This window comes from Micromonospora sp. NPDC051925 (assembly GCF_044548625.1).
In the GTDB taxonomy this organism is placed as follows: Bacteria; Actinomycetota; Actinomycetes; order Mycobacteriales; family Micromonosporaceae; genus Micromonospora.
On sequence record NZ_JBIUCH010000003.1, the window covers coordinates 132,385 to 155,342 of the forward strand.

At 72.4% G+C, this 22,958-nt stretch carries 21 protein-coding genes and 1 pseudogene; 8 read left to right on the forward strand and 14 right to left on the reverse strand.

Annotation, left to right across the window (positions count from 1 at the left end; all coding sequences use genetic code 11):
* Positions 1-126 precede the first annotated feature (126 nt).
* Complete coding sequence (locus ACIG87_RS05215; RefSeq protein WP_396848381.1) at positions 127-3,492, reverse strand: S8 family serine peptidase; 3,366 nt, start codon at positions 3,490-3,492, stop codon at positions 127-129.
* A gap of 140 nt (positions 3,493-3,632) precedes the next feature.
* On the opposite strand from ACIG87_RS05215, the gene ACIG87_RS05220 reads away from it, so the two are divergent.
* Positions 3,633-4,190, forward strand: a complete 558-nt coding sequence (locus tag ACIG87_RS05220) for a sugar O-acetyltransferase (RefSeq protein WP_396848382.1) — start codon at positions 3,633-3,635, stop codon at positions 4,188-4,190.
* Between the two features lie 92 nt (positions 4,191-4,282).
* Positions 4,283-6,862 (forward strand): hypothetical protein, encoded by a 2,580-nt coding sequence (locus ACIG87_RS05225; protein ID WP_396848384.1) that lies wholly within the window; start codon positions 4,283-4,285, stop codon positions 6,860-6,862.
* On the opposite strand, the gene ACIG87_RS05230 is transcribed toward ACIG87_RS05225, so the two are convergent.
* From ACIG87_RS05230 to fdxA, 5 genes are all read right to left on the reverse strand, one after another.
* Entirely contained in the window at positions 6,845-7,486 is a 642-nt protein-coding gene (locus ACIG87_RS05230) for a nucleoside/nucleotide kinase family protein (RefSeq protein ID WP_396848386.1), read from the reverse strand. The two genes, ACIG87_RS05225 and ACIG87_RS05230, sit on opposite strands and share 18 nt — an antisense overlap.
* Positions 7,486-8,130 (reverse strand): SIMPL domain-containing protein, encoded by a 645-nt coding sequence (locus ACIG87_RS05235; RefSeq protein ID WP_396848387.1) that lies wholly within the window; start codon positions 8,128-8,130, stop codon positions 7,486-7,488. Before ACIG87_RS05235 ends, ACIG87_RS05230 begins: the two co-directional genes overlap by 1 nt.
* Before the next feature lie 125 nt (positions 8,131-8,255).
* A complete protein-coding gene (locus ACIG87_RS05240) occupies positions 8,256-9,278 on the reverse strand; it encodes a prephenate dehydrogenase (protein ID WP_396848389.1) in 1,023 nt (340 codons plus the stop codon).
* A gap of 11 nt (positions 9,279-9,289) precedes the next feature.
* The gene (gene dapC / locus ACIG87_RS05245) at positions 9,290-10,387 is read right to left on the reverse strand and encodes a succinyldiaminopimelate transaminase (protein ID WP_396848392.1); all 1,098 of its coding nucleotides are present in this window, start codon (positions 10,385-10,387) and stop codon (positions 9,290-9,292) included.
* 107 nt (positions 10,388-10,494) lie between these two features.
* A complete protein-coding gene (gene fdxA, locus ACIG87_RS05250; protein WP_396848394.1) occupies positions 10,495-10,821 on the reverse strand; it encodes a ferredoxin in 327 nt (108 codons plus the stop codon).
* A gap of 79 nt (positions 10,822-10,900) precedes the next feature.
* On the opposite strand from fdxA, the gene ACIG87_RS05255 reads away from it, so the two are divergent.
* Complete coding sequence (locus ACIG87_RS05255) at positions 10,901-11,935, forward strand: GNAT family N-acetyltransferase (RefSeq protein WP_396848396.1); 1,035 nt, start codon at positions 10,901-10,903, stop codon at positions 11,933-11,935.
* 106 nt (positions 11,936-12,041) lie between these two features.
* On the opposite strand, the gene ACIG87_RS05260 is transcribed toward ACIG87_RS05255, so the two are convergent.
* The 3 genes from ACIG87_RS05260 to mshB all read right to left on the reverse strand — a co-directional run bounded on the left by ACIG87_RS05260 (position 12,042) and on the right by mshB (position 13,973).
* The gene (locus ACIG87_RS05260) at positions 12,042-12,506 is read right to left on the reverse strand and encodes a hypothetical protein (protein ID WP_396848397.1); all 465 of its coding nucleotides are present in this window, start codon (positions 12,504-12,506) and stop codon (positions 12,042-12,044) included.
* A gap of 82 nt (positions 12,507-12,588) precedes the next feature.
* Complete coding sequence (locus ACIG87_RS05265) at positions 12,589-13,032, reverse strand: hypothetical protein (protein ID WP_396848743.1); 444 nt, start codon at positions 13,030-13,032, stop codon at positions 12,589-12,591.
* Positions 13,033-13,049: 17 nt separating this feature from the next.
* Complete coding sequence (gene mshB / locus ACIG87_RS05270; protein ID WP_396848399.1) at positions 13,050-13,973, reverse strand: N-acetyl-1-D-myo-inositol-2-amino-2-deoxy-alpha-D-glucopyranoside deacetylase; 924 nt, start codon at positions 13,971-13,973, stop codon at positions 13,050-13,052.
* A gap of 86 nt (positions 13,974-14,059) precedes the next feature.
* Between mshB and ACIG87_RS05275 the strand changes: the two genes are divergently transcribed.
* Both ACIG87_RS05275 and ACIG87_RS05280 read left to right on the forward strand, forming a co-directional pair.
* Positions 14,060-16,204: a prolyl oligopeptidase family serine peptidase gene (locus ACIG87_RS05275; RefSeq protein WP_396848400.1), complete on the forward strand. Its 2,145-nt coding sequence runs from the start codon at positions 14,060-14,062 to the stop codon at positions 16,202-16,204.
* Positions 16,205-16,402: 198 nt separating this feature from the next.
* On the forward strand, positions 16,403-16,852 hold the full coding sequence (locus ACIG87_RS05280) for a hypothetical protein (protein ID WP_396848402.1): 450 nt from the start codon (positions 16,403-16,405) through the stop codon (positions 16,850-16,852).
* 325 nt (positions 16,853-17,177) lie between these two features.
* Here ACIG87_RS05280 and ACIG87_RS05285 read toward each other — a convergent pair whose 3' ends face one another.
* The gene (locus ACIG87_RS05285) at positions 17,178-17,546 is read right to left on the reverse strand and encodes a VOC family protein (protein WP_396848404.1); all 369 of its coding nucleotides are present in this window, start codon (positions 17,544-17,546) and stop codon (positions 17,178-17,180) included.
* Positions 17,547-17,609: 63 nt separating this feature from the next.
* Between ACIG87_RS05285 and ACIG87_RS05290 the strand changes: the two genes are divergently transcribed.
* Complete coding sequence (locus ACIG87_RS05290; protein ID WP_396848406.1) at positions 17,610-18,068, forward strand: MarR family winged helix-turn-helix transcriptional regulator; 459 nt, start codon at positions 17,610-17,612, stop codon at positions 18,066-18,068.
* Positions 18,069-18,244: 176 nt separating this feature from the next.
* Positions 18,245-18,685: a DUF5980 family protein gene (locus tag ACIG87_RS05295; RefSeq protein ID WP_396848408.1), complete on the forward strand. Its 441-nt coding sequence runs from the start codon at positions 18,245-18,247 to the stop codon at positions 18,683-18,685.
* Positions 18,686-18,846: 161 nt separating this feature from the next.
* On the opposite strand, the gene ACIG87_RS05300 is transcribed toward ACIG87_RS05295, so the two are convergent.
* The 4 genes from ACIG87_RS05300 to ACIG87_RS05315 form a co-directional block, all read right to left on the reverse strand.
* Positions 18,847-20,022, reverse strand: a complete 1,176-nt coding sequence (locus tag ACIG87_RS05300) for a helix-turn-helix domain-containing protein (protein WP_396848410.1) — start codon at positions 20,020-20,022, stop codon at positions 18,847-18,849.
* Between the two features lie 4 nt (positions 20,023-20,026).
* Positions 20,027-20,185: a hypothetical protein gene (locus ACIG87_RS05305; protein ID WP_396848412.1), complete on the reverse strand. Its 159-nt coding sequence runs from the start codon at positions 20,183-20,185 to the stop codon at positions 20,027-20,029.
* A 217-nt stretch (positions 20,186-20,402) separates the two neighbouring features.
* Entirely contained in the window at positions 20,403-21,632 is a 1,230-nt protein-coding gene (locus ACIG87_RS05310) for a helix-turn-helix domain-containing protein (protein WP_396848414.1), read from the reverse strand.
* A gap of 190 nt (positions 21,633-21,822) precedes the next feature.
* On the reverse strand, positions 21,823-22,038 hold the full coding sequence (locus ACIG87_RS05315; RefSeq protein WP_396848415.1) for a helix-turn-helix domain-containing protein: 216 nt from the start codon (positions 22,036-22,038) through the stop codon (positions 21,823-21,825).
* 196 nt (positions 22,039-22,234) lie between these two features.
* Between ACIG87_RS05315 and ACIG87_RS05320 the strand changes: the two are divergent.
* Positions 22,235-22,863 (forward strand): annotated as a pseudogene (locus ACIG87_RS05320) (XRE family transcriptional regulator).
* Positions 22,864-22,958: the final 95 nt, after the last annotated feature.

Genomic DNA, 22,958 nt, shown 5'->3' on the forward strand with positions numbered 1-22,958 from the left:
GGCTCCGCACGCCGACGGCTGAAGGGCTCGGCACGCGCGAACGGCACTGCTCGGCATCGCGCGGCCGATCTCGACGAACGGCGGTCCGGGCCCGCGGCGTACCCCGCCGCGGGCCCGGACGCCGGCTCACTTCAGGCGGTACGCCTGGATGATCCGGGTGCTCGCGGTGTTGCCGTCGGTGTCCCGGGCGGTGGCCCGCAGGGACGCGTACCCGGTGCCCGCCGGGTGCGTGACCAGGGCCACCGTGCCCTGGCCCGGCACCTTCACCACGGTCGCCCGCCGCCAGGTCTTCCCGCCGTCGTACGACACGTCGACGCTCAGCTTCGCCACCTTGGCGGTGCCGGCACCCGCCTGCCGCCGCACCTGGACCGGGATGGCGAAGACCCGCCCGGCCGGGGCGCTGTTGTCGGTGGCCAGCTGCGGGGTGAACCGGATCTCCGACAGCGGCAGCCGCTTCGGCGTGTCACCTGCCACGTGCCCGGAGCGGAACGTCCAGCTCGCCTCGACCTCGGTACTGAGGTCGGTGAGGCTGCGGCTGGCCCCGACGGTCAGCCGGTAGTCACCGGCCGCCTCCGGCACGGTGAAATCGCCGTACCCCGGGTTGTCGGTCTCCTCCACCAGCGTCCCGTTGCGCCACAGCGCGGTTCGGGAGCTGTCGTTGAGGGACGCGCCGGAGTGCCCGGCGGCGTCGCTGTGCAGCGGCACGCCGACCATGATGGTGTCCCCGATCCGGGTGACGTTCTGCTCCGGCCAGCGGGGGGTGGGCAGGGACGGCCCGAGCGGTGCGGCCCCCCAGGTCTCGGTGACCTTCCGATTGGCCCGGTAGGCGGTCGGTGACCCCTGGAGGATCGCCTCGGTGTTCAGCCAGCCCTCCGGGTCGCGGGTGCCGAAGCCCAGCTCGGACTCCCAGCGCACACCCTTGGTGCTGTAGTGCTCGGTACGCTGGCCGGGCACGTCGGTGGGGAGCACGACCGCCCAGCCGCCGGTGTTGTAGCCGGCGTCCGGGAAGATCATCCGCTCGGCCTCCGTCCCCGGGTACGGGTCACGGAACTTGTGCACCACGGTGGCCAGGTCACGTCGGCCGTAGTCGCGGACGAAGCCGCTGGGCAGCTTGCCCGGCACGGCCTCGCTCAGCGCGTACAGGTAGGGGCTGTACGCGGCGTCGAGGTCGGCCCATTGGCTGCTGAAGGTGGAGACGAACTGCTCGTCCGACACCGGGCTGCCGAGTTGCCCGGTGGACAGCCCGTCGAAGGTGTAGAAGGAGACGATGCCGAAACCGTAGCTGCCGCCGTCGGCGGAGAAGAAGTTGGCGCTGATGTCGGCCAGGGCGAGCTTCGCGTCGGCCTGCGGGACGGTCATCCGTACCGGCTTGGCCCGACGCAGGTCGATGGTGACCGCCTTGTCGCCGTCGACCACCAGCTCCGGCTGGGCGAGCATGGCCAGCCCGCCCGACTCCTCGTCCGGGCCCTCCTCGAAGAAGACGCTACTCAGGCCGTACCGGCCCTTGGGGAGCCGGACCTGGGCGACGCCGTCGGGGTCGAAGACGTCCCGCAGGTCGAAGCTGGCGAGGCTGTTCAGGGTGGTGGAGACGTCGCCGTAGGGCTTGCCGTCGCGGCCGAGGTGGGTGAGCGTGACGGTGTAGCTCTCCACCTCCCGGTGCACCGCCAGCGGGGTCACCGCGACGGTGCCGCCGGAGCGGGCCACGACCCGGCCCGTCCAGTAGCCGTCGACACCGAGCCGGGTGTTGGTGGTGACGGTGGTCTCGGCCCGACCGCCGGCCGGGACGGTGAGCCGGTTGACGCCGAGGGTGAACATGCCGGCCGGCGCGGCCTTCCCGCCCGGCCCCGTCGCCTCGACGGTCAGATCGAGGGTGACCGGGGCGGTCCCGCTGTTCTGCCAGGCGACCGTCCGGATGATCGGCGCGTCGTCGCCGTGCGGCCAGAGGGCACGGCCGAAGGAGACGCTCACCGGGTCGGTGGTGACCTGCTCGGTGATCGCCCGGGTCAGGTCCACCCGACCGGCGCCCTGCTCGTAGGCGGTCTGCGTCGGGTGCGGCTTCGCGGCGGCCATCAGGGTCGCCTTGAGCTGCCCGGCCTTCCAGCCGGGATGCTGCTGGGCGAGCAGCGCCACCGAACCGGCGACGTGCGGGGTGGCCATCGAGGTGCCGGAGAGCGTGACGTACTTCGTCCCCACCGGGTCGCCGATCTGGCCGTCGACGGACCGCGCGGCGACGATGTCGACGCCGGGGGCGGTGATGTCGGGCTTGATCGCGTCGTCACCGACGCGGGGGCCCCGGCTGGAGAACTCTGCCAGCTCGTCGTCCCGGTCGACCGCGCCGACGGAGAGCGCGGCGTCGGCGGTGGACGGGGAGCCGACCGAGCCGTCCACGCCGTCGTTGCCGGCGGCGATGACGAAGAGGCTGCCGGTCTGGGCGGTCAGCGTCTGGACGGCCTCCTCCAGCGGGTCGACCTCCGGGGTGTCGCCGCCGCCGAGGCTCAGGTTGACCACGGCGGCCTTCTTGTCGACCGTGGCCCACTGCATGCCGGCCAGGATCGCCGACTCGGCACAGCCGAAGTCCTCGCAGACCTTGCCGTCGAGCAGCTTCGCGTCCGGCGCGACGCCCTTGTACTTGCCGCCGGAGGCCGCGCCGCTGCCGGCGATGGTGGACGCGACGTGGGTGCCGTGCCCGACGGTGTCCCGCTGGTCCGGCGCGTCGCTGAAGTTGTGCGCCTCGGTCACCGTGCCGGCCAGGTCCGGGTGGGTGGCGTCGATGCCGGTGTCCAGCACCGCGACGGTCACCCCCTTGCCGGTGTATCCGGCCGACCAGGCGGTGGGTGCGCCGATCTGGGGCACGCTGTGGTCGAGGGCGACCGCCCGGCGACCGTCCAACCAGATCCGCTCGACGCCCCCTGCCGCGTCGAGCCGGGCCCCGGTGGGGCCGCCGGTGAGCGTCGACCAGACCGCGCCGGCCGAGGACTTGCCGGCGGTCAGGGCCGCGCCCTGGATCGCCGGCAGGTCGCGGGTCACCCGGGTGCCGGGCAGCGCGGTCGCGCCGCGCCGGGCCTGCGCCGAGCGGTACGACACCAGCAGCGGCAGGTTGTCGCGGTGGGCGTCGTCGTAGCGGGCGGCGATCAGCGCGGTGACGTCGAACAGGCGGCGGTCGACCTGCCCCGAGCGGAGCAGCGGCACCGCGTCGCGGGGCACCACGGAGAGGTGACCGCGCTCGCGGCGTACCACGAACTGTTGGTGTTCGCGGCCGACGCCGGGGCGGACGGCGGCGTCACCGGTGCGGGTGACGGTTACCTGGTCCCCGGTGATCAGGGTGACCGTGGTGGAGCCCACGGCCGGCGCGGCGGGCCGGGGCGTGGTCCGGGCGGCGGGCGCGGCGCTCGCGCCCGTCGCCGGTAGGCCGAGGGCCAGGGCGAGCACCAGCCCACCGGCTGCGGTTCTTCTGCTTCGGTGCAACGGATCCTCCTTGGGGAGCGTCTTCATGACAGGAGTCACATCGACGTCCCAGAATTGCATACTCGGTATGCAAAAAGAAGTCCGGAAGATGACCGTCTAGCCACATTGCCGAGACACGACCGACCCGGCGGCGGGCACCGGGGCAGCCGATCAGCGACGATCACCTGGTGACGTCCATGAGGGAACGCATGCTCGCCGGCGAGCCGTACATCGCGAACGAACCCGAGATCCTCGCCGACCTGGACCGCGCCGCCCGGCGCACCGAACGCTTCAACCGCAGTTCCGCCGACGACCCCGAGGGCCGACTCGCCGCCCTGCGCGAACTGCTCGGCACCGTCGGCGAGGACGCCTGGGTGCGCCCGCCGCTGTACTGCGACTACGGCTGGCAGACCCACATCGGCCCACGCAGCTTCGTCAACTTCAACGCCGTCTTCCTCGACGTCGCGCGGATCACCATCGGCGCGGACGTCCAGATCGGACCGAACGTGCAACTGCTCACCGCCACCCACCCTGTCGAGCCCGATCCACGCCGCGCCAAGTGGGAGGCCGCCCAGCCGATCACGATCGGCGACAACGTCTGGCTCGGCGGCGGGGTGATCGTCCTCGCCGGGGTGAGCATCGGGGAGAACACGGTGGTCGGCGCAGGCGCGGTGGTCACCCGCGACCTACCGCCCAACGTAATCGCCGTGGGTAACCCCGCACGGGTGATACGTACCCTGGAATAACAGCTTGAGCTGCGAAAACCTCGGTCGGACCGGTGGGCGAATCGTGAAATCCGATGCACTCTGGGTAGTGACGACGTCACCAGGGGGCACCGATGGCCGAGCGGGTACTCGAACTTCGGGTGCACGGCGTGTCCAACACCCCGCCCGATCAGATCCTCGGACTGCGCACCGACCCGGCCGGTGACGGTCCGCAGCCCCGGCTCGTCTCCGGCGGCGACGTCACCGGCTTCTACCGCGCCAGCACGTCCGCCCCGGACGATCCCCTCGTCGTGGAGGCGTACAGCTGGGGGCAGTTGACGTCGGGGGCGCGGACCGCGCGGGACGTCGAACGGGCCCTGTGGACGTTGCTGCTGCCGTTCACCCTGGCCAACGTCGCCCTGTACGCCCGACCCGACATCCCGTCCGACCCGGACACCGAACGCTGGGGCAGCCGCTCCGGCATCACCGCCTGGCTGATCCGGCTGTTCTGTCTCAGCCTCACCGGCACCCTGGTGCTCGCCGCCACCGGCGTCGGGGTCGACCTGGTCGCCTGGCAGTGCGTCGACCAGGAGTGCCTGCGGCAGCTGCCCGGCCCGTGGGAGTTCCTCGGCCGGGGCTGGTGGCACGCGGACGCCCACGCGCTCGCCGTCGGCCTGCTGCTACCGCTGGCCATGCTGTCGGTGCTCGGCATCGTCGCCTGGCGCACCTACCAGTACGAGGCCGAGATGCCCGCCGAACCCCGCCCGCACCGCTCCCCGGCGGACGACGGGGAACACCCCGCCGAGGAAGCTCCCACCCTGGCCAACCCGTTGCAGGACCGCACCTTCTGGTGCGGTGAGGGCCAGCTGCGCCGCGCCGCCGTCCTGCACCTGTGCGTCGGCGCGGTGCTCGCCGCCGCGGTGCCGGTCGGCGCGGTGCTGACGATGGACCCGCCCCGGGGCATCCGGGCCATGGTCGCCGCCCCGACCATCGCCGCCCTGGTCGCGGTGGTGGTGATCGCGGTGGTGGCGGTGGGCCGCCCCTGGCTGACCCGACGCAGTGGGGCCACCCCGCTCGGGCGGTGGAGCATCGCCGTCGGGGTGCTCACCGGCCTCGCGCTGGCCGGTGCCTTCACGCTCCTGCTGCTGCCGGACGGCCCCGCCGGCACCCCGCTCGCACACTTCCGCCCACCGGTCGGCTGCATCCGTGATCCGGCTCTCGCCGGCTGCCGCTCCGACCACTCCCTGCCCGGGTACGACGGCATCGTCGCCTGGCTCGCCACCTACCAGGTGCTACTGCTGGTCGCCATCGGCACGGTCGCCCGGTCCGGACGACGCGCCCTGCTCGCTCCCGCCACCGCCGGCGTGCTGCTGCCCCTCGGGATGGCCTGGCTCGACGGCCGGCTGCCCGGCGTCCCCGCCGCCCCCGGCGGGCTGCGGATCTGGATGCTCGTCGCACCGGCCATCGCCGTCGCCGCGATCGGGCTGCTGCTGCCCCGCACCGACGGCGACGCGGGCCAACAACCGCTCGGCGCGCACAGCGACGTGGCCTGGGGCGGTCGGGGGGCCGCGGTGCTCGCCGGCTTCGGCTGGATGATGGCCATCTCCTACAGCGCCGGCCTGCTCTACTGGATCACCGACCGGCTCGACGGTCCGACCTCCCCCAGCGGGTTCTCGCCGATCGTGCCGCCGCTGCCGGTGATCTGGGCCGGACTGGCCTTCACCATCGCCACGGCCGCCCTGGTCGGCACGCTGATTCGCGCCGGGGTGCTCTTCCGCCGGTTGCGCCACGCCGAGTACACCCGGCTCACCGCCGGCGGGCAGGCGCGCTCCGCGCACGACCTGCGCCGCTGCCGGGACGTCAGCACGTTCCGTGCGCTGCACCGCCTGGTCGGCGAGCACGCGGTACGGCTGATCGGCTGCTACGCCACCGTCACGGCGGTGCTGGTGACCTTCGCCTGCGCGGCGGCGCTCACCCGTACCCGCCCGGCACCGGCGGGCGCATCGGGCTGGCCGGGGCTGGTGCACACCGCCGCCGACCTCGGCGACACCATGCTGGGCTGGCTGCCCCTGGTGGTCGCCGGCCTCGGGCTGCTGGTCTACCGCAACGACACCGTCCGGCGCAGCGTCGGGGTGCTCTGGGACGTCGGCACCTTCTGGCCCCGCGCCGCGCATCCGCTCGCCCCGCCCAGCTACGCGGAACGGGCCGTCCCCGAGTTGCAGACCCGGGTCGCCGGGATCCTGGCGCTGACCGAGCACGACCCGCGCCGGATGGACGGGGTGATCCTCTCCGGGCACAGCCAGGGCACGGTCATCTGCGCGGCGATGCTGTTCCAACTGCCGACCCGGTGGCGACGGCGGATCTGGTTCCTCTCGTACGGCTGCCAGTTCACCCGGCTCTACGGACGGGTCTTCCCGGCCTACTTCGGACCGTTCCGGCTCCGGGTGCTCGCCGACACCCTGACCTGGCCCTCCGGCTACGTCGCGTGGACCAACTTCTGGCGCGACACCGACCCGCTCGGCTGGCCGGTCAACGCCGGGGAACGGGACGTGCCGGTGAGCGACCCGGAGGCACTGCATCCCAGCGGGGGCGAGGTCGCCGACCCGCCGATCCGCAACCACAGCGGCTACCCGGAGGCGCTGGAGTTCCAGCGGGAACGGGCCCTGGTGGCCCGGCTGTTGCGCCGCGCCGTACCGTCACCCCGGGTCGGTTGACCGGATCACCAGGTCGGCCCGGTCGGCGGTGCCCACCACCACGGCGGTGTTCGCCTCGTCGCTGCCGTACGCCCAGGTCTCCGCCGCCTCCGCGGACCGCCCGTACGCCATGTGCCGCTGCACCAACCGGCGCAGCCGCAGCTCCGCGTCCAGGTCCAGGAACCACGCCTCGTGCAGCAGCTGCCGCACCTCGTCCCAGGGTGGGTGGTCGAGCAGCAGATAGTTGCCCTCGGTCACCACCAGCCGCACCGAGGGCGGCACCTCCACCGCCCCGGCCACCGGCTCCTCCAGATCGCGGCGGAACAGCGGCGCGTACACGGCGGTCGGCTCCAGCCGGCGCAACCGGCGCAGCAACGACACGTACCCGTTGGCGTCGAAGGTGTCCACCGCGCCCTTGCGGTCCGCCCGGCCCAGCCGTACCAGCTCCGCCTGGGCGAGGTGGAAGCCGTCCATCGGCACCAACCGGGCGGTCGGGCCGACCGCCGCGACGATCCGCTCGGCCAGGGTGGACTTGCCCGCCCCGGGCGCACCGGCGATCCCCAGCAGCTGGCGGGGGCCGGCGTCGGCCAGCGACCGGGCCCGCGCCACCAGGTCGTCGAGGGAGAACGGACGCGCCTCGGGCATCAGGCCAGGACCGGCTCGCTGATGGTGAACCGGGCCCGCACCACCGCGTGCACCGGCTGCGGGCGGGGGTCGAGTTCCAGCTCCGGCGGGCCGGCCTGCCGGGCCTGGCGGGCGTACATCGCCCCGCCGCCCGCGCCGCCGAAGCCCTCGTCGGTGTCGGCCAGCTCCAGCAGCCCGGTCACCCGGGCACCGAGCGCCTCGGCGTACTCCCGGGCCCGGCGCAACGCGTCGGCGATCGCCGCGTGCCGGGCCTCCCGGTGGGCCGGGCTGTCCGGGCGCAGCGACCACCAGGGGCCGGCCACCTCGACGTGGTCCTGCTCGGCCAGGCGCAGCATCAGCTCGGCGAGGGTGCTGAAGTCGGTGACGGTAACCGTGGTGGAGACGCTGCCCAGGTAGCCGACCACCCGCTCACCGGACCGGTTCGTCTCGGGGCGTACCCGCAGCTCCCCGGCCTCCCGACGGTCCACCGCCGGCTCGTGCTCGTCGAGCAGCACCCGGACGGCGGCGGCCCGCTCGGCGAGCCGGGCCAGGGCGACCTGGCGGTCCCGTTCCCGGGCTGTCGCGGTCACCTCGAAGCGGGCCAGCTCGGGTGCCACCTCCCGGTACGCCTCACCGCGTACCGCCACCACCGGTCCGTCCGCCACGCACCCACCCTAGCGGCGCAGCCGGCGCACCGCCGGCTTCCCCCGGGCAGCGCGTTCCTCCGACGGCCGGCACGGCCCGATGGCGTCCTCCGACGGCCGGCACGGGCCGGCGGCGTCCTCGACGGTCAGGCCGGGCCGGGGGCGTCGGCGGGTCGCCGGCCGGTGTACGTCACCGTTCCCTGCGCCACCGTGCACCCGGTGAGGTGTCCGCCGGACTCGCCGACCGACCGGACGAACACCAGTTCGTCGGCGGGGTCGCCGCCGACGTCGAACTGCCGTCGGACGGGTTGCGCGCGGTCCGGCCCGGTCAGCCGTACCGTCCGGGCCCGTTCGTACCGGGCCACCAGCGCGGGCAGGTCGTCGGCGCGTACCGCCTCGGCCAGCCCGTCGAGCGCGGCCCGGACCTCGGCCAACTGCCGGAGCACCTGCTCCCGGTTCGACAGCAGCATGTCGGCGGTGCGGCGGGCCGGGGTCGTCGCGACCCGGGTGCCGTCGCGGAAGCTGCCCGCCGCGAGCTTGATCACCGCGTCCCGCACCGCCGAGTCGGCGGCGGCCCCGGCCAGGCTGCCGGCCAGCAGGTGGGGTACGTGCGAGGAGAGCGCGACGACGGAGTCGTGCACGGCCGGCGACATCGGCACGACGTGCGCGTGGAAGACGTCGACGATGAGCCCGACCAGCGACCGGAACGGCCCCAGCCCGTCGGCGCTCGGGCAGAGCACCCAGGCCGCGTCGACGAAGAGCCCGGCCAGCGCGGAGGTGAGGCCGGCCCGCTCCGCGCCGGCCATCGGGTGACCGGGGACGAACCGGCCGGTCAACCCGTGCGCCGCGGCGAACTCGGCGACGGCCGCCTTGGTGCTGCCCACGTCGGTGACGACACACCGGTCGTCGGTCAGCCCGGCCACGGCGAGCAGGGTCTCCGGCAGGCTGGGCAGTGGGCCACCGAGGAAGACGACGTCCCGGTCACGGACCGCGTCGGCCAACTCGTCGGGGAAGGCCAGGCCCCGGCGTCGGCCCTCGACCCGGGTCGCCGGGTCGGGATCCCAGCCGGTCACCTCCGTACCGGCCTCGTGCAGCCGCAGCAGGATCGAACCGCCGATCAGGCCGGTGCCCACCACGGCGACCCGGGGCCGGTCGACGTCGTCAGCCATTGCACCCGCCCCTACGGCTGGGCGAGCCGCTGCGCGACCGCCGCGACGTGCGCGTCGGACCCGGTCAGCGCCACCCGGACGTGCCGCTGCCCGGCAGGGCCGTAGAAGGCCCCGGCGGCGACCAGGATGCCCCGCCTGGCCAGCCAGTCGACGGTGTCCCAGCAGTCCTCGTCGCGGGTCAGCCAGAGGTAGAGACCCGCCTCGGAATGCTCGACCGTGAACCCCGCCCCGGTGAACGCGGCGAGCAACGTCTCCCGCCGGGCCCGGTAGCGTTCCCGCTGCTCGTCGGCGTGCCCCTGGTCACCGAGCGCGGCCACCATCGCGGCCTGCACCGGGGCCGGGACGATCATGCCGGCGTGCTTGCGGATCTTCAGCAGCTCGGCGACCAGCGCCGGGTCACCGGCGACGAACCCGGCCCGGTAGCCGGCCAGGTTGGACCGCTTGGACAGCGAGTGCACCGCCAGCACCGAGTCGTACGACCCGCCGCAGACCTCCGGCGAGAGCACCGACACCGGCGCGGCGTCGGCCGTCCAGCCCAGCGGCAGGTAGCACTCGTCGCTGGCCACCACGGCACCGCGCTCGCGGGCCCAGTCGACCACCTTGCGCAGGTGGGCGGCGGGCAGCACCTGACCGGTCGGGTTGCCGGGCGAGTTGACCCAGACCAGGCGGACCCGGGGGGTGGGGCCGAGGGCGGTCAGCGAGTCGGCGCGGACGACGGTGGCACCGGCCAGCCGGGCCCCGTCGGAATACGTCGGATAGGCGATCGACGGCACCACGACCACGTCGCCGGGGCCGACCCCGAGCAGGGTGGGCAGCCAGGCGACCAGCTCCTTGGACCCGATCGTCGGCAGCACCCCGAGCCCGTCGACGCCCGCTCCGCAGGCACGGGCCACCCAGCCGGCGATGGCGTCCCGCAGCGCCGGGGTGCCCGCCGTCAGCGGGTAGCCCGGCGCGTCGGACGCGTCCGCCAGCGCCTGCCGGATCAGCGGGGGCACCGGGTCGACCGGCGTACCCATGGAGAGGTTGATCAGGCCGTCCGGGTGCGCCGCGGCCAGGGTGGCCGCGGCGTCCAGCGTGTCCCAGGTGAACTCGGGCAACCGGGCCGACACCGGCCCGGACCCGACCGGCCCCGACCCCGGCGCGGGCCGGGCCGGTGACCCCTGCGCCGCGGCGGCGGGCCGGTTCAGTGGCCCGCGCCGCGGCGCTGTCGGCCGGTTCAGCTGCCCTCGCCGCGCGGCGGCTGGCCGGCGACGAACGTCGCGTCCTTCTCCACCTTGCCGACCTTCGACGCGCCACCCGGCGAGCCCAGGTCCTCGAAGAACTCGTAGTTGGCCCCGGTGTAGTCCTTCCACTGCTCCGGGACGTCGTCCTCGTAGAAGATGGCCTCCACCGGGCAGACCGGCTCACAGGCACCACAGTCGACGCACTCGTCGGGGTGGATGTAGAGCATCCGATTGCCCTCGTAAATGCAGTCGACCGGGCATTCCTCGATGCATGCCTTGTCGAGCACATCCACGCACGGCTCGGCGATGATGTAGGTCACCGGTCTTCTCCTCCGCAAGACTCGCCGCGATCACCCGCGACGCTAAGAGCCTAGTATCTCGCCGGGGAGGAGGTCGATCGTGCTCCGACAGCAGGATGTGGGACACCGGATCGTGGTCCGCCGCATTGTGGGGATTCGCGAGGGCCGGCCCCTCTTCTCGGACGCCCTCGGTGAGCTGGTCGAGCTGAGCGAGACGCATCTCACCATCGCCACCGCCCAGGGCCGGGTCCGGGTGCCGGTGGCCGAGGTGCACCGGGCCAAACGGGTGCCGCCCACCCGGCGGCCCACCGCCACCGCCGTGGTCGAGCTGGAACTGGCGGCGGACGAGGCGTGGCCCGCGCCGGTACGCGGTCGGCTCGGCGACTGGCTGCTGCGCTCCGCAGACGGTTGGACCGGACGAGCCAACTCGGCGCTGCCGGTCGGCGACCCGGACCGGCCCCTGCCGGCGGCCGTGGACGCGATCGAACGCTGGTACGCCGAGCGCGGCCAGCCCGCGATGGTCAACACTCCGCTGCCCCTGGCCGTGCCGGTCGGCGCCGAACTGGACGCCCGGGGCTGGAGCGCCCGACCGCTCACCCTGGTCCAGACCATCGCGTTGGCCGCGCTGCCACCGGCAGAGCCGGCCGAGACGCCCGACGCGGACCGGGCCGGACCGGCCGCCAACCCGCCGAACGGGGCTCACGCGGACCGGACCAGCTCGATCGCCGGCCCGCCGGTCACCCTGGCCGTCGCGCCGTCCGAGGAGTGGCTCGCGGTCGCCGCCGGCCGCAAGGGCGGCCTGCCGGACTCCGCCCGGCACATCCTCACCGCCGTGGACCGGGTCCGCTTCGCCCAGGTGTGCGCCGACGGCGTGCTGGTGGCGACGGGTCGGGGCACGGTCACCGGGCAGGGCCGATGGCTGGGGCTCAGCCTGATCGAGGTGGCCCCGCAGGCACGCCGGCAGGGGTTGGCCGTCCGGGTGATCCGGGCACTGGTCGACTGGGGCGCGGCCGAGGGCGCCACGCACGCCTTCCTCCAGGTGGAGCAGCGCAACACCGAGGCGGTGTCGCTCTACCGCAAGCTCGGCTTCACCACCCACCACACCTACCTCACCCGGGTCGCCCCGCCGACCTGACCCGGATCGCCTTGATCGACTCCCCTGGGCCGAGGTCGGTGTCCCGCCGGGCGGATACCGCAGGTTGATCAAGCCGGGCCAGGGCCGGGTGGGGGTGGGTGAGAGGTCAGCGGCGGACGACTCGGCGGGGCTTGGCCGCGTTGCGCTCGGCGTACCGCTTGAGCTGTTGCGAGCGGTAATCGCGGCCGAGCGCGATGAGCACCAGGTAGCCGATCGCCACGCCGGCTGCGGCGGCGGCGAGGTAGAGCCAGATCTGGGCGAAGAAGAGCCCGGCACCACCGGCGAACGGGTTGTTCCCGACCAGCAACGGGCCGACGAGCACGGTCAGCAACAGCGCCACGGCCACCGCGGCGGCCACGTCGGCTCCCCACCGCGCGGCCGGGACGACCCGACCCCAGGCGAACACCACCCCGGCCAGGACCAGCCCGACCACGAGGAACATGCCCAGCGAGACCCGGTCGGCGGCGGTGTCGGTCCCGTCGAAGCCGAGCTTGATGATCACCCGGGCCACCACGTTGACCGCGAACAGTGCCGCCGCGAGCAGGCCGACCGCCCGCCACCGATCTCTCATCACACGCCTCCCGCCGTACCGCCCCGCCGCCTCGACGGGAATCCTGGCAGGAATATCTACCACCGCTTGCTGTGTGTCGTCATCAACCGTCGAGGCTGCGCGGCTGCGGGCTGAGGATCTGCCGGAACGCCATCACCGCGAAGGTCATCGCCCCGGTGGTGATCATCGCCAACCCGACCCAGTTGTCCCCGGCGACCAGCAGGTCGCCCTCGGCGGTGCGGACCGCTGCCACCGCCATCAGCACGAACCACGGCAGCGCCGGCAGCGCCACCGCCCACTTCCGGCCGACCGTGGCGTACGCGAACCAGCTCACCGCGATCGCCGCCAGGATGGTGAACAGCACCGACACCCCGATCAGCTGCCCGCCGACCCGGACGGTGGACAGCAGCAGGCCGATCAGTGCGGTGAGCACCCCACCGACCACGGCGACCAGCCCGCCGACCACCCGCAACGCGACGTCGAGCAGTCGTACCGTCCGGCCGGGTGGTGGCGGGACGGCGGTGGCCTCCTCCTCGACGACCGGCATCGGCGTGGCCGGCAGGGTCACCGGAGTCCGGCCGTCGCCGCGGCGGCCCGCTCCGACCTGGGGGCGTCGATTCCGGCGAAGAGGTCGTTCTCCCAGCCGTTCGGGCCGCCACCCGGGCCCTTCTCCCCCACCGCCAGGGTGAAGTACTCCACGCCCATGAACTCGGCGCCGAAGTTGCCGGCGATCGCGTACAACCAGGAGTTGGCCGGGATCTGGGTGGCGTGCGCCCGCATCGCCGCCTCCTTGGCGGCGGCCTGCTCGGTGCCGTCGACCCGGGCGGCGATCTGGTCGTCCGGGGTGCCGAAGGGCAGGTCGTCGATGCCGTCGATGCCGTCGAACGGGTTGTCCGACGACTCGGTGAAGTGGCTCATCCCGGCCGCCAGGACGCTACGCGGCAGCGCCGTCCAGTAGACCTTGGCCGGGGCGATGCCCTCCGCGTCGGCCAACTCGTGCGCCCGCATCGCCACCCGGTGCGCCTGGATGTGGTCCGGGTGCCCGTAGAAGCCGTTCGGGTCGTACGTGACGAGGACCTGGGGGCGGATCTCGCGGATGACGTCCAGCAACTGGCGGGCGGCCTCGTCGAGGTCGGCCTGCCAGAACGCCCGAGGGTGCTCGTTGGTGGGCATCCCCATCATGCCGGAGTCCCGGTAGCGGCCCGCGCCGCCGAGGAAGCGGTGGTCGGTGACGCCGAGCGCGGCGCAGGCGGCGGTCAGCTCGCCGATCCGGTAGCCACCGAGCTGGTCGGCCTCGGCGGCGGCGAGCTGCGCCAGCTCCGGCAGGTGGATCTCGCCCTCCTCGCCCAGGGTGCAGGTCACCAGCGTGACGTGGGCACCGGCGGCGGCGTAGTGCGCCATCGTCGACCCGGTGCCGATGGACTCGTCGTCGGGATGCGCGTGGACCAGTAGAAGGCGTCGGTCGGGCAGCGTCGTCACGACCGTCACTCTAACCGGCGGTCCGTCGCCCCCGAGGCGGACGCGTCCAGGCAGGTCGACCACATCACGCCCGACACCGCTCTACGATCCGGGTTGTGGACTTTCCCGAGCTGGCCGCCCGTACCCGTCGGTTCAGCCACGGGGCGCCGCGCGCCGTTTCCGTGGCCGACGACGGCTCCCGGGTGGTCTTCCTCCGCTCGGGCGGGCCGGAGGACCCGGCCGACGCGCTCTGGGCGGTGGAGACCACCTCCGGCGAGGAACGGCTGATCGCCGATCCGGCCGTGCTGCTCGGCGGCGACGCCCACCCGGTGGTGCTCGCCCCGGGCGAGCGGGCGCTGCGCGAACGACGCCGGCTCAGCACTGCCGGTATCGGCTCGTACGCCCTGGACAGCGCCGGGCGGGTGGCCGTGTTCGCGCTGGCCGGCCGGCTGTTCCGGGCCGACCTGGTGCACGGCGACGTGGTCGAGGTGACCACCGTCGGCCCGGTGATCGACCCACGACCGGACCCCACCGGGCAGCGGCTGGCGTACGTCACCGACACCGCCGACGGGATACGCCGGGGCGAGCTGCGGGTGGTCGACCCGGACGGCACCGACACCCTGCTGGCCGGCGAGGACGGCGGAGTGACCTGGGGTCTGGCCGAGCACGTCGCGGCGGAGGAGTTCGGCCGGTTCCGGGGTTACTGGTGGGCCCCGGACGGGCGGTCGATGCTCGCCGCCCGGGTCGACGAGTCGCGGCTGCCCCGCTGGCACCTGCACGACCCGGCGGACCCGGCGACCCCGCCGACCACCATCGCGTACCCCCGGGCGGGTGGCCCGAACGCCGAGGTCAGCCTGCACCTGCTCGACCTGGACGACGGCTGGGTGGACGTGCACTGGGACCGGGAGACCTACCCGTACCTGGCCTCGGTCGACTGGGCCGACGGCAACCCGCTGGTCACGGTGCTGCGCCGGTCGCAGCAGCACGGCCTGGTCCTGGCGGTGGACCCACGGACCGGGGAGACCCAGGTGCACGCGGAGCTGGCCGACCCGCGCTGGGTGGAGCCGATCCCGGGCACCCCGGCCCACCTGCCGGACGGCCGGGTGCTGGTCGGCGGCGAGCTGGCCCACGACGGGTACGACGCCCGCTGCCTGTTCGCCGACGGCACCCTGCTCACCCCGCCCTCGCTGTACGTCCGTCGGGTGGTGGGCCGGCTGCCCACCGGTCCCGGCCCGGCCGACCTGCTGGTCGAGGCGAGCGAGGGCGAACCGAGCCAGCGGCACCTCTACCGGGTCCGCACCGTCATCGGCGGTGGGGTGGACGCCCGCCGGATGAGCAGCGCCCCGGGCTGGCACACCGCGGTGGTCGGCGGGGACACGCTGGTGGTCGGCACCGCCTCGCTGGACGACGCGGGGACGAGCTGGTCGGTGTGGCGCGGCGACCGGGAGGTGGCGCGGCTGCGGTCGCTGGCGGCCACCCCGTCGTACGCGCCCCGGCCGATGCTGGTCCGGGTGACCGACCGGCGGCTGCCGACGGCGGTGCTGTACCCGACCGAACACGTCAAGGGCACCCGCCTGCCGGTGCTGCTGGACGTCTACGGCGGCCCCGGCCACCAGGAGGTGGTCGCCGCCCGGTCGGCCTGGCTGGAACGGCAGTGGTGGGCCGACAACGGGTTCGCCGTGGTCACCATCGACAACCGGGGTACGCCGGGCGTGGCACCCTCGTTCGAGAAGGCGATCCACCGGCGGGTGGCCGACGTGATCCTGACCGACCAGGTGGACGCGCTCACCGCGCTCGCCGGCAAACACCCCGACCTCGACCTGGAGCGGGTGGCGATCCGGGGTTGGTCGTTCGGCGGCTGGCTGGCCGGCTTGGCGGTGCTGCGGCACCCGGAGCTGTTCCGGTGCGGCATCGCCGGCGCCCCGGTCACCGACTGGGCGCTGTACGACACCGCCTACACCGAGCGCTACCTCGGCCTGCCCGACGACGGCATCGACGTGTACGGGCACCATTCGCTGGTGGAGCTGGCGGCGGAGCCGCTGTATCCCGGGGAGCCGGCCCGACCGCTGCTGCTGGTGCACGGGATGGTCGACGACAACGTGGTGGCGGCGCACACCCTGCGGCTGTCGGCGGCGCTGCTGTCCACCGGCCGGCCGCACGCGGTGCTGCCGCTGACCGGGGCCACCCACATGGCAGCCGGTGGGCTGTCCGAACGCCTGCTCCGCCTGGAACTCGACTTCCTCCGTACCCACCTGGGCTGAACGAAGGCGCGAACGATCTATCGCACACAGAATATCGGATTTCCGACACTACCTGCGGTGCGCTTTTGGTAACTTCTAGCAACCGTGGCCGGTGAAGTTACCACAGGTGGACCGGAGTGTCCGGTGGAAAGACAGCAAAGCCGAGGTCCAGCACTCGTGAGTAAGTCCGTTGTCCCAACGCTGGGAAACCTGGCATGTGTGCCGGTCACCTCGGTAGAGGAGGTCGAGATCTTCGACCGCCACAACGGCGTGCCTTCATTGGGCGTTTTCAGAACGGGCAGCCAGTCTCATCTGTTCTGGCGCGCGCTTGGCTACACCGGCGACATCTCTCTCTGGCTCTATGTTCCGCTGTCAGACGGAGATGAGGAGACCCTGGAAGACGACGAAGGCCCCGGCCCTCTGGAGGAGATCGTCTACCACTCGCCGAGGCAGCGCTACGTGACCGTCGGCGTCGCCAACTACTACCGGCTCCTGTTCGAACGCGAGTGGATCATTCCGGTTGAAGCAAAGCACGGCCAGATCGTCCATTCTCTTATCGAGGATGTCACGGCAGCTCTCCAACTTGCCATTGACGAGGGCCTACCGGCCAGCAGGAGAGCAGACTTCAAGAAGGCGCGGGAAGCTGTGCGCCATCTCGTCGCCTGTTAGCCCCTCGAACGCGCCGCTCCCAGCCCTCTCGTGGGCGGGGGCGGCTCGTGCCGTTTTGGGGCCAGCCACCCTCGCCCGACTGCTGGCGGTTGCCGTCGTCCCTGCCACCTGCTGTCGCTCAGATGGCCCGCTGTCTTGCCGCGCCGCCGCTACTGCCACCAGAGACGATCTTCCTCGACTCCGGCAGGCATTCGCCGTCGACCCTCGCCGACAAGGTCATAGCTCTTGTGCCCGCGCTCCCCTCCTGACCGACCTCTCCGGTGTCGACCGCCGACGCCGGCCGGCGCCCTCGGGGAACGGTGATCGTCCGGTGGCGTGTGGCTTGTCAGGCGCGGTCGTGGAGAGTGACCTGGTAGCCGTCGGGGTCGGCGAAGGTGAATGTCCGGCCGAATGGGCCGTCGATCGGTGCGGAGACGATGGTGTGACCGTCCGCGACGAGAGCATCGTGAATGGCCTGGACGTCGGTGGCGTGTAGCCAGATCGCGGCACCGATGCCGGGCTGGGCGACGGATGCCAGATCGGTGCCGGGGACGACGTCACGGAGTGCGAACGCGATCGGCTTCGTCTCGAAGACGACGGCGTGCGGAGGTCCGGCCTGCGAGCGGACGAGGCCGAGGTACCGCTCATAGAACGTCCGCGACGCGTCGAGGTCGCGCGCCTGGAGCGAGATGAAGTCGGGGCCGGTGACGGGCATGGTGATGCTCCTTCTCTTCGTGTCAGCTTCCTGACACAGAACAATGTATGTCAGAATTCTGACATGAGTCAAGACGGCGCCGGGGTCGAACTGAACAAGTCACTTGGCTACCTGCTGAAAGAGACGTCGAGCGTCCTGCGCGCAGCCATGGAGGAGGTGCTGCGGCCGCTCGGGATGAGCGTGACGCGCTACGCCTGCCTGGAGCTGCTGGCTCAACGGCCGGGCTTGTCGAACTCCGAGCTCGCGCGGGGCGCGTTCGTGACACGACAGTCGATGAACGTGCTGCTCCAAGCCCTGGAACGAGAGGGCTACGTGACCAGACCTGCGGAGGCGCCCACCGGGAAGGTTCTTCCCGCGCGACTCACGCCGCGCGGCCAACGAAGCCTGGAGAAGGCGACCGTGGCGGTCCGGTCCGTCGAGGTGAGAATGCTGGCCGGCATGACCGAGGCCGAGCAGTCAGACGCGTTCCGGATCCTGCAGAGCATGATCCGTTCTCTGCGCGATGGTAACGAAGGCGCCTAGCTCCTTCCTCGGCCCACGTCCCGCCGCGCCCGGACACAGGTGCAGCCGTGCGGGGCCGGCCGGGCCACGAGGTCTGCCGGCGGATCGACTGGCCCGAGCTTCTTCTCAGAACCCACTGAGATCGACCTGCCAATCTGGCCAGTACCCGAGTAACGCCAGAGAGGCAAGGAGTCGATGTGAAGCTCTCCCCCACCGCCCGACGGATCGCCGCCACCACACTGGCGGCGACGCTGCTCGCTCTCGTCGGCGGCACGCCGGTATCGGCTGCGCCCACCACGACGGCCAGGGGCACCACGGCGACCTGGACGCTCGTCGACCTGCCGCAGCGGATCTGCGCCACCCCCAACGACCCGCGCGCCCTGTACTACTTCGTCGTCCTCGACGGGACGTGGTCGACGACGATCACCGCCAGCTACACCGGCATGCCGGCCGGAACCGAGGTCTACAGCCCGCAGACCACACCGCCCGGTTCGGGGAATGGTCACGTCGTGCAGATCCTGGCCGCGTTCCGGCTGCACGGTGCCCCAGTCGGCCACTATGTCCCCCAACTCCAGGCCACGGACGGCACCGTCACGCAGAGCGTCCCGGTCACCCTCGACATCCAGTCGTCCTGCTGAGGCGGCACGAGTGACCCCGGGCCTGATGGCAGTGGTCCCGCCGGCTCGGCGGGGCAACTGCCGGCAGACACACACATGGGGCATGCGGACCCTTTGGACCTGATGACGTCAACGACTCAGCCGGCCGGGGTGGTACGCCGGACACCACCTGCCGCTCCTGCTCAGAGCAGCCCGAGGCTGATGGCGAGTTGGATGATCGTGGTGGGGGCGTCCGGGTCGCGGGCGACCTGGGCGACCACCTCCCGCACCACCGGGCGGTGCCGGACCTCGGCGGGCGCGATGCCGTCGGCCCGGATCAGAACCCGGGCCGCGCTGACCGGGTCGTCGGTCCGCAGGTACGCGCGAGCGGCGTCGACCAGGTGCGCGGCGCGGTGTTCGACCGGCAGCCACCGCCACCCGTCCCACCCGATCAAATCCTCGTGCCGCTTGACGGCCTGCGGGCCGTCGCCCGACTCCACGGCGGCGGCGACCCGCCCCACCTCGACGGCCGCCGGCCCGAACCCGGTCCGATGATGATCCTGACCGTCACCCACCCGGGCGGCCATCTCGGCGGCCTCGTCCAACAGGTCACCGGCCGCCCGATCGTCACCCGCCCGCGCCGCGATCAGAGCGGCCTGCACCAGCAACGACCCGCACAGCGACAACTCCTGCGGCGCACCGGCGTCGAGATCGGCCGGGGCGATCTGGTACGCGGCGGCCAGCATCACCGATCGCGCCCGCGCCGCCGCCCGCAACACCTGACCGACCTGCACCGCCGCGCCCGCCAGCAACACCCGGTCACCGGCAGCGGCGGATATCGCCCGATCAGCGGCCAACCACGCCAGACTCCCCTCGTCCAGCTTCACCAGCAGCGCCGCCGTCACCCGGTACGCCTGCACCACCGCCACCCGACCCGCCTCCGGGTCCTGCACGTGGGCACGATGCACCTCGGTCAACAACCCCGGCAACAGCTCCACCAGGCGCGGATACCGGGCATGCTGGTACGTCGTCCACGCATGCCCCACCTCCCGAGCCAACCGATCCGCCGACATCACCACCCGGCCCGCCGCCGGTCGGCCAAGAGCCATCTCGTACGTCGACAGCGCCGCCCGAATCCGCGCGACACCCTCCCCGCGCTCGGCCACCCCGGCGGGCTGGACGTCCCGACCGAGCAGGGTCGCGGTATCGACCTGGAGCACCACCGCGACGTCCCGGATGGTCGACGCCTTCTCCAGGGAACGGACCCCGCGCTCGACCTCGTCCACCCAGCTCTTCGACTTGCCCAACCGGTCGGCGAACGACTGCTGCGACAGCCTCCGCCGCGCCCGCAGGTACGCCACCCGCCGACCGATCGGCATCGGATCACCGCCCACCACGCCACCGCCGATCCGGTACCGCCCGGGTCGTCTCCTCCACCGGTATCCGCTTCGCCTCGGCCTGGGCGAGAATCCGCTGCCGCACGGCCTCCCGCTCCGCCTGCTCGATCTGCTCGCCTCGGCTCTGTATCGGCTCGTGCTGCATCTCGTCCACCTGCAACCCTCTTGGAAGGCGCGGCGGCGGTGCTCTGGGAGGATGGCCGCCGCGCCGGCTGAGGGTCGCAACTCGCGGCAGAACGGGTAGCCGCTCCACCCTTCGATCACACCCGGTGATCCAATGCTCACGCCTTGGGATCACAGCAGCCAGGTACGCGACAGACCAGGCCAAATGCCTTCCGGGAAAGGTCGTACGTCCCGGGTGACTACGCGCCGACCAGAGACGCCAGCTCTGCCAACTCCTTGGTCATCGCCCGCCGACGCCGCTCGGAGATCGACTGGACGATGTCGCGGGCGTACCGCTGCTGCCGCAACCAAGCCGGCGCCTGGTCTCGCAGGTCGAGCAGCACACCGGTGGCTTCGGCGTACGCGCCGGTCTGCGCATGGGAGAACGCGACGTCCAGACGATGCCGCTGTCGGGACGACGGGCTCACCTGCGGAGACCGCTGCGCCTGCTGCGCCAGGGCCAGCGCCTCGTCGGGGCGGCCGGCGATCACCGCCGCCTCCACGCGCATCAGGTGCACACCCTCGACGGAGTAGTCGTTGCCCGTGAGGTCGGCGTCCGGGCTCGGCCGGTCGCCCAGCCGGTGCGCGCCGGCCGCCGCCAGGTCGAGCATGTCGCGGGCATCGTCGTGCCGGGCATCCCGGACCGCCGCCGACGCCCCCTTGATCAGCAAGAATCCCCACGCGGCAAGGTCGGCCGGTGACGCCGTGGACAGCCTCGGCTCCACATGGTCGGCAGTGCGCACCGCGAGGACTTCGGCCTCGGCAAACCGGGCCTGCCGCAACAACAGCCAGCACATCGGCGCGACCGCTGCGGCACCCACCAGTTGATCACCACTACGGCGGGCATGATCGAGGGCCGCAGTCAGGGCTACGTGCGCAAGGTCAACGCTGCGAAGCTGAATAAGGAGCCGGCCAGCCAACTGGTAGGCCCGGGACGCGAGCGCGTGCGCGCCCAACCGCTCGTCACCGTCGGCGACCTCGACAAAAGTCCGGGCCTCGTCGAGCAGGCCGGGGATCAACGTGAGGGCGGCGGCATAGTCGTTGGCGTGGTAGATCGTGTTCGCCGCTCGGATCGAACGGCGGACGTCGGTGGCGGTCGGCGGCCCGATCTCCAGATCGTCAACCACGGAACGCCCGTCAAGACCGGAGACCGGAGTCAGGGCACGACGGACATCGACCAGGCCGAGCGGTTCGGCGTCAGGCTCCCGCATCGCCTGAGCGTGAGCGGCAGACCCCATCAGCGCCGACGTGGGCACCCCTAGCGCAGTAGCCAACTTGTTCAGGGTTGACATACGGGCACTGGTCCGCTCGTTCTGCTCCAGCTTGCGGATCGTCTCGACGCTCACGCTCGCGCGCTCGGCCAACCGCTCCTGTGTCAAGGTGGATTCGGTCCGCAGCTTGCGCAGGTGATCACCGATGGTCGAGGGCATGGCAGCCTCCCAGGTAGCGGAATCAGCCCGGCCACGCCGGCCGTCCGACGGGCCACCACTTCGGACGGTACACCGAATCGCCCCTCAGACAGTGACGCTGAGAGTCCGAGCCAGAGCTTCTAGTGATTGCCATCAGTCGTGCTTGCCGCTCGCTCGCCTCCGCTGGCAGGGGCACGGCAGCATGATCGGGTCAAGAGCCCATACCGTCACCGAAGGACTGCGGAGTCCGCTGGCGCGTGCGCTGTCCGCTGTGCAGCAGCCGGCCGGTATGCCTCGCGCCGGTCTCCAGATCGTGCAGATGGCTCTTACCCCGATGGGCGAGCTGGCCGAGGGCCCGCAGGGACAGCCGACGCTCGGTCCGAAGCGCGCGCAGCTGGGCGGCGAAACGCGGATCGACATGCGACACGACGATGCCCCCAGGTTCTGGCCAGCAGAACCAGACCGGATCGATGGACCACTACTACGGACAGTACGTCGAACGACACCGGCGGCAGCTCCGCCACGTGACATCTCCATGACCTTCGGGTCTCGCCGGTCCTGCATGGCAAATGGTGACGAACTATCTCCTTCAGCGGCGACAGCGGGGCGGCACGATCGTTAACGTGGCGTGCATGACCGCACCGAACACCGCCCTGCGCGTCGTCCGTACCGGGATGCGCATGAGCCAGGACGACGTCGCGGGTGCGAGCCAGGCCGCCGGCCACCGCATCGGTGAGCCCGACGACGGTCACGTCGTCGACGATCAGCACGGCGGCCACGACCTGACCTCACCCATGTCCAACCTGGCCACACCGGCACCGACACCCAGGCCCGCCGCCGTTCACGGGTCCTACGAAGGGGTCTGGCTCAGCCGGTACCAGTACCATTCCAGCGGCCGGGGAGAGTCGTTCGCCGGGCAGCACTTCGTGGTCGTGCTCCAGCACGGCGACCGGCTGACCGCGCGCAGCCTGCCCGGCTCGGCGGCCTCGTCGCTGTCGCTGGATCTCACCGTGGACGGTGCCGTCGTCACCGGAACATGGGTGGAGCAGACCGACCCCGCCGGCTACTACCGGGGTGCCCGGTACCACGGCGCGATCCAGTTGATGGTGGAGCCGACCGGCCGGCGGATGGCCGGAAAGTGGGTCGGGTTCGGCAGGACATGGACGTCAACACCGGCCCCTGGGAACTGACCTTCCAGGACGCTTCGACCTTTAAGGCGACGCTCGACCACTACAACACCCCGCCCGGGTAGGCACAGCCGAGCAGATGCCACCACCGTGGCCCGTGACGCACATAGGTCGGTGTAGTCACCGGCCCCCCTCGCCGCGCAGCTCGGTCAGCGGGATC

Bases quoted from the DNA above. Each gene is read 5' to 3' on its own strand.
- ACIG87_RS05215 (WP_396848381.1), bottom strand. From the start codon at position 3,492: ATGAAGACGCTCCCCAAGGAGGATCCGTTGCACCGAAGCAGAAGAACC.
- ACIG87_RS05225 (WP_396848384.1), top strand. From the start codon at position 4,283: ATGGCCGAGCGGGTACTCGAACTTCGGGTGCACGGCGTGTCCAACACC.
- ACIG87_RS05230 (WP_396848386.1), bottom strand. From the start codon at position 7,486: ATGCCCGAGGCGCGTCCGTTCTCCCTCGACGACCTGGTGGCGCGGGCC.
- ACIG87_RS05240 (WP_396848389.1), bottom strand. From the start codon at position 9,278: ATGGCTGACGACGTCGACCGGCCCCGGGTCGCCGTGGTGGGCACCGGC.
- ACIG87_RS05260 (WP_396848397.1), bottom strand. From the start codon at position 12,506: ATGAGAGATCGGTGGCGGGCGGTCGGCCTGCTCGCGGCGGCACTGTTC.
- ACIG87_RS05265 (WP_396848743.1), bottom strand. From the start codon at position 13,032: ATGCCGGTCGTCGAGGAGGAGGCCACCGCCGTCCCGCCACCACCCGGC.
- ACIG87_RS05285 (WP_396848404.1), bottom strand. From the start codon at position 17,546: ATGCCCGTCACCGGCCCCGACTTCATCTCGCTCCAGGCGCGCGACCTC.
- ACIG87_RS05290 (WP_396848406.1), top strand. From the start codon at position 17,610: ATGAGTCAAGACGGCGCCGGGGTCGAACTGAACAAGTCACTTGGCTAC.
- ACIG87_RS05300 (WP_396848410.1), bottom strand. From the start codon at position 20,022: ATGCCGATCGGTCGGCGGGTGGCGTACCTGCGGGCGCGGCGGAGGCTG.
- ACIG87_RS05305 (WP_396848412.1), bottom strand. From the start codon at position 20,185: ATGCAGCACGAGCCGATACAGAGCCGAGGCGAGCAGATCGAGCAGGCG.
- ACIG87_RS05310 (WP_396848414.1), bottom strand. From the start codon at position 21,632: ATGCCCTCGACCATCGGTGATCACCTGCGCAAGCTGCGGACCGAATCC.